Raw genomic sequence first — 10,488 nt, forward strand, 5'->3', positions numbered from 1 at the left:
TTTTTAGCTTTATTTTTAAAGTGAAGACACGCCTTTAACCATTTATTTATAGCCTGAACACAGGCATAAACACACTTCTGGCGTCGCTGCTTTTATCTTAAATTTTACTTATGGCAAGCGTTATCAGCAAGGGTGTTTAAAATCCCGCACGACACCGCCGCTGCACTGTTGACACATTTTTGTCGCAGTGTCGTTAGATGCTGTTCTAATTGTGCTAGCTCCTCCATGCGTATTTCTACCGCGCGAATATGCTCATCCAATAAGTTGTCTACATCGCCGCAGTCTCTGTCAGGCTCATCCCAATATTGCAGCAAGGTTCGTACTTCGTTCAAAGTCATATCGAGCGTACGACAATGTAAGATAAATTGCAGACGCTCGATGTGCTCCTCACGATATAAGCGGTAATTCCCTTGGCTACGGGAAGGCTTGGGTAATAAGCCTTCTTTTTCATAATAGCGAATGGTTTCCACAGTGGCACCTGTACGTTTGGCAAGCTCACCGATTTTAATTGGCACTTTTACTGTCATAAATAACGCTCTCCACTCTTCATATCGTCAGTGTCAGTTAAAGATAAAATCGTTACATTAATCGTTATGTGCGACTGATATAAATTCTCCTTGCTTGCTGTTATCACAGAGGCTACGAAAAATTTATATCAGTCGCCCTGTGTCGCTCTGTGTTTCTCTTTAAAGTGAATCTACTATAAATCATGACTTCTAAAATTTTAAACCATAAAGTGACAATAAGGTTTAAGGTTGGAAAAATCAAACCTTAGTTTTGCTCGTCATTAGCCTTGACTCTAAAGCCACTACAGGGTTCATAATACCTTAAATATAAGGAAAAATTATTATGCAATATCGTATTGAAGGAATGGATTGCGCCAGTTGCGTTGGCAAAATTGAAACTGCGCTTGCCCGTATGTCCGGCGTTACTGACGTGCAGGTGAATTTTGCGACAGAAAAGTTAGAATTGACACTAGCGCCCGATGCCACCACTCAGCGCAGTGATGTCGAAAAAACCATCAAGCGCTTGGGGTTTGGCATCACTGATTATGCCGACAAAAAAACGGCTGCGGATACCAGTAGCGATGATAACCATCAAGACGCCCTATTAGCTGAAAAGCGTTGGTGGCAAACGTTAAAAGGCAAGCAGGTCGTTGGCCTCGGTATTTTGATGAGTGTTGCCTACGCCATATCATTACTTTCTCCTGCTTACGGGGTATGGGTATTTGCGGTAGCGGTGCTGGCTGGTGTTTATTCATTTGCCCGTAAAGCTGCGGTACTGGCGATGTCAGGGTCGCCTTTTTCAATTGAAATGTTGATGTCAGTCGCGGCACTTGGCGCGCTTATCATCGGTGAGGCTGAAGAGGCCGCTGCCGTTGTCTTCTTGTTTTCAGTCGGTGAGCTTTTAGAGAGCGTGGCGGCGGATCGGGCGCGTGCTGGCATCAGAGCCTTGGCCTCACTGGTACCAAAGACGGCGGTGTTGCTTGATGCACAAGGCGGCCAGCGTAACGTTCCTGCGGCATCGCTGCAGGTGAATGATATGGTACTCGTACGCCCGGGCGACAAGGTATCTGCCGATGGCGTTATTACGCAGGGTACATCCAGCCTTGATGATTCGCCCATTACTGGCGAGTCTATCCCTGTGGTTAAAGCGCTAGGCGAAAAAGTGTTTGCCGGTTCGATTAACTTAGATGGCGCATTACAGGTGCGCGTGCAAAAAACAGCATCTGACAATACCATTGCACGCATTATTGAGCTGGTAGAGGAAGCTCAAGCATCCAAAGCCCCTACGGCGCGTTTTATTGAGAAATTTAGTCGCTACTATACGCCAACCGTGATGGCGCTCGCCTTATTGGTTATTATTATTCCGCCGTTAGTCATGGGCGGCGCGTGGGCGACGTGGCTGTATCGCGGTTTGGCATTGCTGCTGATTGCCTGTCCCTGTGCACTTGTGCTATCGACACCGGCTGCCGTCGCGTCAGGTTTGGCTGTCGGCGCGCGTCGTGGATTGCTTATCAAGGGCGGAAGCGCTTTAGAAATTATTGGCCGTGTGAATACGGTTGCTTTTGACAAGACGGGCACCCTAACCGAAGGCAAGCCACGCGTTACCGATGTTGTTGCCTTTGCCAATACGCGTTCAGATTTTCAAGGTGAGAATGGAATATTAGCGTTATTTGCCAGTGTTGAGTCGGGTTCGAATCACCCGCTTGCAAACGCCATTGTAGAGCACGCAAAAGCCGCTGGTCTTGTCGTACCTAAAGCTTCTAGTGCTCGTGCTACTGCTGGTAAGGCAGTTCATGCAACAGTGGCAGAGCGGGTTTTAGCGATTGCTTCGCCGGTTTACGCGGCTACAGAGGCTTTATTATCAGCCAAACAACAAGCACAAATCGAAGCGCTACAAAATGAAGGCAAAACCGTTTCGGTGCTGTTCGACGAGAAAAGTCGTGAGGCTCTTGGTTTAGTCGCATTACGAGATGAGTTGCGAGAAGATGCGCAACAAGGCGTGGCTCAGCTTAAAGAGATGGGCGTGCGCTCGGTGATGCTCACAGGCGATAATCGCTTGACGGCTAACGCGCTCGCAAGTCATTTAGACATAGAATGGAAGGCAGAGCTGTTGCCCGAAGACAAGCTACGTCTGCTTAGCGAGATGAAAGATAATACAGAAATAGCCATGGTGGGTGATGGGATTAATGATGCGCCAGCGCTTGCAACCGCCGATGTTGGCATTGCAATGGGCGGTGGTACTGATGTCGCTATTGAGACGGCAGACGTTGCCTTATTAAAAAGCCGCGTAACGGACGTCGCTCAGCTAATTGCTCTATCGCGTGCCACTTTATCCAATATTCATCAAAACGTGATTTTCGCGCTCGGTCTTAAAAGCATATTTCTTATCACGACCGTACTGGGTATAACAGGACTATGGATTGCTGTGTTGGCCGATACGGGCGCTACCGTCCTTGTCACACTAAATGCTTTGCGATTACTACGTTTTAAAGGCGCTCGTCCAATGGTCACGGCACCTAAAAACTAAGAGTCTATTTATTTATAAAAGCCTATCTACAAATTATTCTAAAAAAACTGATAACTATTATTCTTTAAATTGTTGCTTTTAACGACTTCTATATCGATTTATCTATATTTAAATGGTTATCGCAGCTTTTATAAACAGGTTAAAACAGCACATTGATGTTTCTTATAATCATTATTAGACCGCTGATGACCATGAGCATGAGCAGCATGACTCTAAACTGACTGATGGTCATGCCCGCCAAAAAGCGTTTGCCAATGATATTGCCGACGACAGCACCTAGCCCTAGTACAAGCCCATATATCCAAAGCTGCGCTGTAAATACACCAAAAAAAGTGTAGCTGCCAATTTGTATAATACCCACAAAAAAAGAATTGGCGGTTTTGGTGGCAATCAGACTTTCTTTTTCTAGCCCCGCATTCATATAAAAAGGGTTGAGGATAGGACCGAGACCACCGACCAAGGTGCTCATAAAAGCAATGACAAAACCCAAAGGTATAAAGCCTATTTTTGGCATAGCAAAGGTTTTATCGACTTTACCGAACCTATATTGGAAGATGGTAGATACCAAAAATACGCCAACCAATAACTGAATCCAGCCGGCATCCAAACGACTAAAGACCAATGCGGCAAGCCACGCCCCTACGATGGCACTTGGGACATAGTATCTGGTCAAAGACCAATCAATATCATGCCAAAATAAATAGAGCCGTGAAGCATTGCTAATAAGTGTCGCCAAATTAATCACCGGCGGCGTAACCGCTGTTCCTATCATTGAAGATGTGACAGGTATCAGCAGCATAGCACCGCCACCACCTGATACTGTAGAGATGATAAAAGCAATCATGCCAGCGACAAACAAGCCTGCTAAGTGCCAATTCGGGATAGTTTGCAATAGCTCTAAAACATCGGTCACTATAAAATCCTATTTCATGGATGACATCGGGTAATAACCCCAGTTGAACAAATTACCTTTAAATAATTAAAAGTATGATAATGACAAGATTGTAATCTTAACGTCATCTGTCAGTCAGATAGCATCACGTATCATTATAATGATATTAGGTGGGTTCAAGCGTACAGCTTATTGTTCTATGGTCTTTTAGAAGTAATTTTTTAAACATTGCTTTCCCACGCCCTAGTTTAGGCTATAAATTTGAGATTTAATATTAAACAATAAATGACGAGAGGGTATGTATGAAACCTTATAACCATAACTTAACTTTTAAGCAGCATAAATTGTTTGGTGCGCTTATCCTACTGGCAGCGACATCGTCGTTATTTGCTTGTAGCGAAACCAATACCACCGCTGCAACTACAACGCCCGTGGAAAGGGTAACAGACAGCCAGAATTCACAATTCCAAACGCCTCAAGTCAATGCTACCAGTATTACCGATACGAGCAGCCTGAACAGTGAAGCGCTGAAAAACGTCTCTGCTACGGTGTATAAAGATGCCAATTGTGGCTGCTGTAAAGAATGGATTCACCATGCCGAGCATCACGGTATGAGCGCGGCGGGGCAAGATGTCGCCGACTTAGCTGTTTTCAAAGAGCGCTATGGCGTCCCTAGTAATATGCGCTCTTGTCACACGGCGGTCACGACCGATGGTTATGTATTCGAAGGTCATGTGCCTGCCAAGTATATAGCCCAGTTTCTAGCCAATCCTCCAAGCGAGGCTATTGGCCTTGCCGTTCCGGGTATGCCAGTGGGTAGCCCTGGTATGGAGTACCAAAATAAATTCTCATCCTATCAAGTGATGCAAATCAACAAAGACGGTAGCACGGCGGTTTATGCTGAGATTGATAGTCCCAAAGCCCAATTATAGGTGAAAAGATGACTTTCGCCCTTCATCACTATATCGTTAATAACAATAAGGAAATGAAATAGGAAGAAATCATAATGATTATCATAATGCACGCTATGACCAATGGCGCTATGCATGGCATGAGGCACGGCATGGGTTGAAAAGGCTCGCTCGTCTATGGATTGTTTATGCTACTGGTTTTTATAGTGCTGGTACTCACAATTATGGCACTGCTTAAGTACTTGCGTAATGATTGAATCTTATAAAAATAGAATGTTAAAAGAATAAATGTAAAGGGAGAAGAATAGTGGTCAAGGGTTGATAATAAGGCGGGAAAGGCTTTATTTACCATCTGTGCTTACTGTTTTCAAGGAATAATTTTATGGAACATACGGCTGATAAAAAACCTATTAAAGGCGGGCAGTACGACAAAATACCTGAAAATTATAACGGTACGGTGTATATCTGTCCGATGCATCCAGAAGTTAGAGATGTTAAAAAAAGCGATTGTCCAATCTGTGGTATGTTTCTTCAACCTGAAGATGAAATTGCGGGCATGAGCCACGGCGAACACAGCCATACTGAAAACGATCATGCGCATGCACACTGTCATGGCAAAAAAGATGCGGCTAACAGCAATATTGAAGTAAAATCTATCAAAGGTGGCAAATACGACACAGTACCATATGATTACGATGGGATGGTGTATACCTGCCCGATGCACCCTGAGGTTAGAGACGTTAGAAATAGCGGCTGTCCGATATGTGGTATGGCGCTTGAGCCAGAAACGGTAACCATCGGTGAGGAGGACACCGAAGAGCTCGATGATATGACTCGGCGCTTTTGGATATGTACCGTTCTTACCTTACCGTTATTTATTTATGCCATGAGCGATATGGTTGGAATAAATCTCAATCAAATTGGCTCATTTGATATCTCGGGGCAACTTAGCCAAATCATACAATTGATCTTAGCTACTCCTGTCGTCGTTTGGGGCGCAGCGCCATTTTTTGTACGCGGCTGGCAATCTATCAAAAGCCGCAATCTAAATATGTTTACCTTGATTGCGCTGGGCGTAGGCGCAGCTTTCGGTTTTAGTATCGTGGCGACTTTCTTTCCCGGTATCTTCCCCGACAGCTTTAGAGATAGCGCCGGACATGTTGGCGTCTACTACGAAGCGGCAGCGGTAATCACAACTTTAGTACTATTAGGACAAGTCTTAGAGCTTAAAGCCAGAAGTCAAACGTCAGGTGCGATTCGCGCCTTGCTTGAGCTAGCGCCGCCAACGGCAAGACGTGTCGATGAAAATGGCAATGAGGTTGAAGTTTCACTTGATGAGGTCGTCAGCGGCGATAAACTACGGGTTAGACCTGGTGAAAAGCTACCGGTAGATGGCACAATAATTGACGCTAGCAGTAGCGTCGATGAATCCATGGTAACGGGCGAACCAATTCCAGTTTCCAAAGAACAAGGCGACATCGTAACTGGCGGCACCGTCAATGGCACTGGCACGCTATTGGTTGAAGCGGTAAATGTCGGGGTGGATTCAACATTATCCAAAATCGTACAAATGGTCGCTAATGCCCAGCGTAGCCGCGCGCCCATTCAGCGTTTGGTTGACCAAGTAGCAGGCTGGTTTGTGCCCATTGTCATTGTCAGCTCTATCATTACCTTTATCGTGTGGGCGCTATTTGGCCCTGAGCCTGCCATGGCCTATGCTATGGTCAACGCGATTGCCGTATTAATTATTGCTTGTCCTTGTGCGCTCGGGCTGGCAACCCCGATGTCCATCATGGTCGGTACCGGCAAGGGCGCGCAAAATGGCGTCCTGATCAAAAACGCCGAAGCACTTGAGATGATGGAAAAAGTCGATACCATCGTCGTCGATAAAACCGGAACCCTGACTGCTGGTAAGCCTGAGCTCACGGCGATTGATGCGTTGGCAGGTCAAGATGGAGGTGAGTTCTTAGCACTAGTCGCCGCCGTAGAAAGCGCAAGCGAGCACCCTTTAGCAGAGGCTATTGTGAGAGCAGCACAAGATAAATCGCTGACTATTCCTAAAGCCCATGACTTTAATTCAACTACAGGTGAGGGTGTACAAGCGGTAGTAAACGGCAAACAAGTCGCTATCGGTAACTCAAAGCTGATGGAGGGATTAAACAGTTTTGATCGAGAACTATCCACTAAAGCTGACGTGCGCCGAAAAGACGGCGAAACGGTGATGTTTGTCGCTATCGATGGCAAAGCGGCGGGTCTGGTGTCAGTCTCTGATCCTATTAAGCCAAGTACTGCTGATGCCATAGGACTGCTACACGAGGCGGGACTAAAAGTCGTCATGCTAACGGGCGATAATGAAAAAACCGCGCAGGCCGTTGCCAATAAGTTAGGCATTGATAAAGTCCATGCTGATGTTTCGCCCGAGGACAAAAACCGCATCATCAAAGAAATACAAGATAGCGGTAAATTGGTAGCGATGGCAGGCGATGGTATCAATGACGCGCCCGCACTGGCGCAAGCCAATGTCGGTATTGCAATGGGAACTGGTACCGATGTGGCCATGGAGATCGCAGGGATAACTTTGTTAAAAGGGGACTTAATGGGTATTGCAAAAGCCCATAAGCTCAGTCACGCGACCATGCGCAATATCAGACAAAATTTGTTCTTTGCTTTTATTTATAATGCGATTGGCATACCGATTGCCGCGGGCGTTCTATATCCAGCGTTCGGACTATTACTTAGTCCTATGATTGCGGCGGCGATGATGAGTCTATCATCAGTATCGGTGATTGGGAACGCGCTGAGATTACGCCGGCTGGACTTATGATGTTTATGATATAAGCGTTATGGTAGATCGTTAAAGGAGAATGGCAAACCCTAGTTTTCTTACACTCTTATAAGAAAAGTTAAAATAATTTAAAACCGCTACAAGTCTTTATTTTTAAGGCTAATAGCGGTTTTTTTGCAGGGAGGTTAGACATGTTGAGTATTTGACTATAGTGCTGGCAAAAGCTGTTTTGAATAAAATTAACAAGTGCTAAAAAGACAACTAGCTATACCTGCTTGCCCAGCAAACTTTGAATATGCCACCACCCTTGTTAATACATGAATATCTATAAACCAAACGGGAAGGTATCGAGTGTGTCGTCATCCGTTTCTTTTGTCAACGCCTCAACCGCACGGGTTTCATCAAACCAAATATATTCATCAAACTGCGCCGGTAACGAGGCATAAAAATAATGACTTTGCAATTCGGTTTCAGGTCTATAAATGACGCCTATCGCTCGCTCTAGTCGCTCTGGGAGTAATTTTTTACGGATATCTTCATGCAGTGGGTAACGTAAGGGCAACAGAAAATTGTCAGTGGGTACTTCATGAAAAATACGCTCATAACTGTCAAGATGTGATGGCTGAACTTGCTTTATTTTCATTGGCCCGCCCCAATCAGAAGCAGCGGCAACCGTACCATGATCGGTGCCAAAACCAATATTATAGACCTTGTCACCATATTTTTGCCGTGCCAATTGGCCTATGTTTAACTCGCCGCGAGCGCTCATTTGGGTTGCCCGCGCATCACCAATATGGGAGTTATGCGCCCAAACGACCGCTTTTGATTCGGGACCTTTAAAATCAAGTACCGCCTGCAAGGTTTTAATCATATGCTGATCGCGCTGGTTCCATGAGCTGTCTTCCGCATAATACATGGTTCGATAATAACGTTCGGCATCGACTATCAACTTGGCATTTTGTTCAGCGTCAAAAAATTGTTCTTCATCAGCGACAGAAGGCTCTAAACGTTTCTTGAGTAAATCCTGTAGATTTTTGAGTACTTCAACTTCACAGTCCTTATGTTGCTGAGTGATTACAGCTTGGCCATACAAAGAAGGTTCATCTGCCCAAGGCATCAGACAGCCATAACGCTCGCGGGCAGTTTTTGCCGTCTTAGGATCTATTTCTTGTAAATAGTTCAAGACACTGTCAATTGAGCCATATAAGCTGTATAAATCCAGACCATAAAACCCTACTTTTTTTTCTGAACATTCCGTTTTAACATTATATGCATGAAGCCAATGAGTAAACTTGAGCATAGATTTATTTGCCCACATCCAAGTAGGGAATCTGGAAAAAGGTTTGTTCTGTAGCAAAGCGTCTTGTTCTCTTCCATGAATATAATGATTGATATGCGCGGCATCCGGCCAATCAGCTTCAGCAGTGACAATAGTAAAGCCTTTCTTCTCTATGAGCTCCTTTGTTATACGAGCACGCATGTCATAAAATTCAGCCGTACCATGTGATGCTTCTCCAAGTAATACGACGCGGCTGTCTCCGATACGATCTATCAGATTATCTAAATTGACATCATCAATACTGGCAAAATGTTCACTTGATTGACCAATTAATTCAGGCAAGGTCCTAGCCCTTGAGGTATTCTCGCTCGAGGCCTTATTGTCCTCCTCTTGCCAACCTGCGGCGCCAATCAGCGGCACAAAACGAACGCGTCCCAAATCTTCTGTTTTATATTCATCTTGGCTGATACGCCAAATACGAGTCAGTTTCTGTGATTCCAAGGATGTACCAATGGGAATGACCAGTCGCCCACCAATTGCTAATTGTTCTTTGAGTGATTGAGGTGCTTCAGGCCCGCCTGCGGCAACGATGATGGCATCAAAAGGTGCCTTGTCAGACCAGCCAAGCGTTCCATCGCCATGCCTGATCTGAACATTGGAATATCCCAGCTCTTTAAGTCTGGCTTGCGCTGTATCTGCCAAAACTTTATGACGCTCAATGGTATAGACATTGTCACAGATCTCCCCGAGCACGGCTGCGGCATATCCTGATCCTGTTCCGACTTCAAGAACGCGATCATCTGATTTTAGCTCAAGTGCAGCCGTCATCAAGGCAACAATGTAAGGCTGTGAGATGGTCTGATTTTCCTCAATGGGTAAGGGCGCATCTTTATAGGCAAATTCAACAAGGTCTGCTGGCGTAAACGCTTCACGCGGAACCGTACCCAACGCATTAAGTACCATTTGATCGTAAATGCCACGAGCCGCAAGTTGGCGTTCTATCATTTGCTGTCTGAGTTGTTTAAAATCATTCATGACGTTTTCCTTAATTTTCATTTTGGAAGTTTTAATACCTTATTGTTTTCCATACGCTAGGGTATCGTCAGTCTTAAATAAAACAGATAAACACAAATGACTGAGAAAAATTACTTTGTCGGCTGTACGTTTTGCAAAAACGATGTCAGTCACTTCTAGCAAGCCTTACTCTTTTTAACGTTGACTGACTATATTGATTTTTATAAATTCACTATGATAACTGACGAAAAATCCATGGCTTAGCACAATAAGTAGGTGGCTGAACAAGGATATTATCTTAGGTTATTGTCAATAATGACTTAATTCAATGTGTTTTCATCTGAGATTTGTCATATTAAGTAATAGACATTTTTGTACATTAAGAAGCAGGTTGAATATCAATTTTAAATTTCCATGAAGTCGGGGTCGTGGCTGTTGCATTAGGGTAATTGATTTTGTCCAAGCGCACGCGTGCATAGTTATTACCCTCAGCGGATCTGATGAGCGCGCCTTGAGCAGTGGCAACAGGTTTGGTATAAGGGGCAGTATGGGATGAACTACCCACTACCTAAAG

General features: G+C 44.9%; 7 protein-coding genes. 3 read left to right on the top strand and 4 right to left on the bottom strand.

From position 1 onward, the window contains the following. Positions 1-104 precede the first annotated feature (104 nt). Positions 105-515: a Cd(II)/Pb(II)-responsive transcriptional regulator gene (gene cadR, locus B4K26_RS06705; RefSeq protein WP_296244336.1), complete on the bottom strand. Its 411-nt coding sequence runs from the start codon at positions 513-515 to the stop codon at positions 105-107. A 334-nt stretch (positions 516-849) separates the two neighbouring features. Here cadR and B4K26_RS06710 point away from each other — a divergent pair, with 334 nt between their 5' ends. Then, positions 850-3,033: a heavy metal translocating P-type ATPase gene (locus tag B4K26_RS06710; protein WP_296244322.1), complete on the top strand. Its 2,184-nt coding sequence runs from the start codon at positions 850-852 to the stop codon at positions 3,031-3,033. A gap of 139 nt (positions 3,034-3,172) precedes the next feature. On the opposite strand, the gene B4K26_RS06715 is transcribed toward B4K26_RS06710, so the two are convergent. Further along, positions 3,173-3,946, bottom strand: a complete 774-nt coding sequence (locus B4K26_RS06715) for a sulfite exporter TauE/SafE family protein (protein ID WP_296244323.1) — start codon at positions 3,944-3,946, stop codon at positions 3,173-3,175. A gap of 281 nt (positions 3,947-4,227) precedes the next feature. Here B4K26_RS06715 and B4K26_RS06720 point away from each other — a divergent pair, with 281 nt between their 5' ends. Next, positions 4,228-4,857, top strand: coding sequence for a DUF411 domain-containing protein (locus tag B4K26_RS06720; RefSeq protein WP_296244325.1), 630 nt, complete (start codon positions 4,228-4,230; stop codon positions 4,855-4,857). A 361-nt stretch (positions 4,858-5,218) separates the two neighbouring features. Then, a complete protein-coding gene (locus B4K26_RS06725; RefSeq protein WP_296244327.1) occupies positions 5,219-7,660 on the top strand; it encodes a copper-transporting P-type ATPase in 2,442 nt (813 codons plus the stop codon). Positions 7,661-7,946: 286 nt separating this feature from the next. On the opposite strand, the gene B4K26_RS12875 is transcribed toward B4K26_RS06725, so the two are convergent. Both B4K26_RS12875 and B4K26_RS06735 read right to left on the bottom strand, forming a co-directional pair. Further along, complete coding sequence (locus B4K26_RS12875; RefSeq protein ID WP_296244329.1) at positions 7,947-9,935, bottom strand: protein-L-isoaspartate(D-aspartate) O-methyltransferase; 1,989 nt, start codon at positions 9,933-9,935, stop codon at positions 7,947-7,949. A gap of 358 nt (positions 9,936-10,293) precedes the next feature. Further along, on the bottom strand, positions 10,294-10,479 hold the full coding sequence (locus B4K26_RS06735) for a hypothetical protein (protein ID WP_296244331.1): 186 nt from the start codon (positions 10,477-10,479) through the stop codon (positions 10,294-10,296). Between the last annotated feature and the right edge of the window lie 9 nt (positions 10,480-10,488).

The organism is Psychrobacter sp. UBA6766 (genome assembly GCF_002453355.1).
Taxonomy (GTDB): Bacteria; Pseudomonadota; Gammaproteobacteria; order Pseudomonadales; family Moraxellaceae; genus Psychrobacter.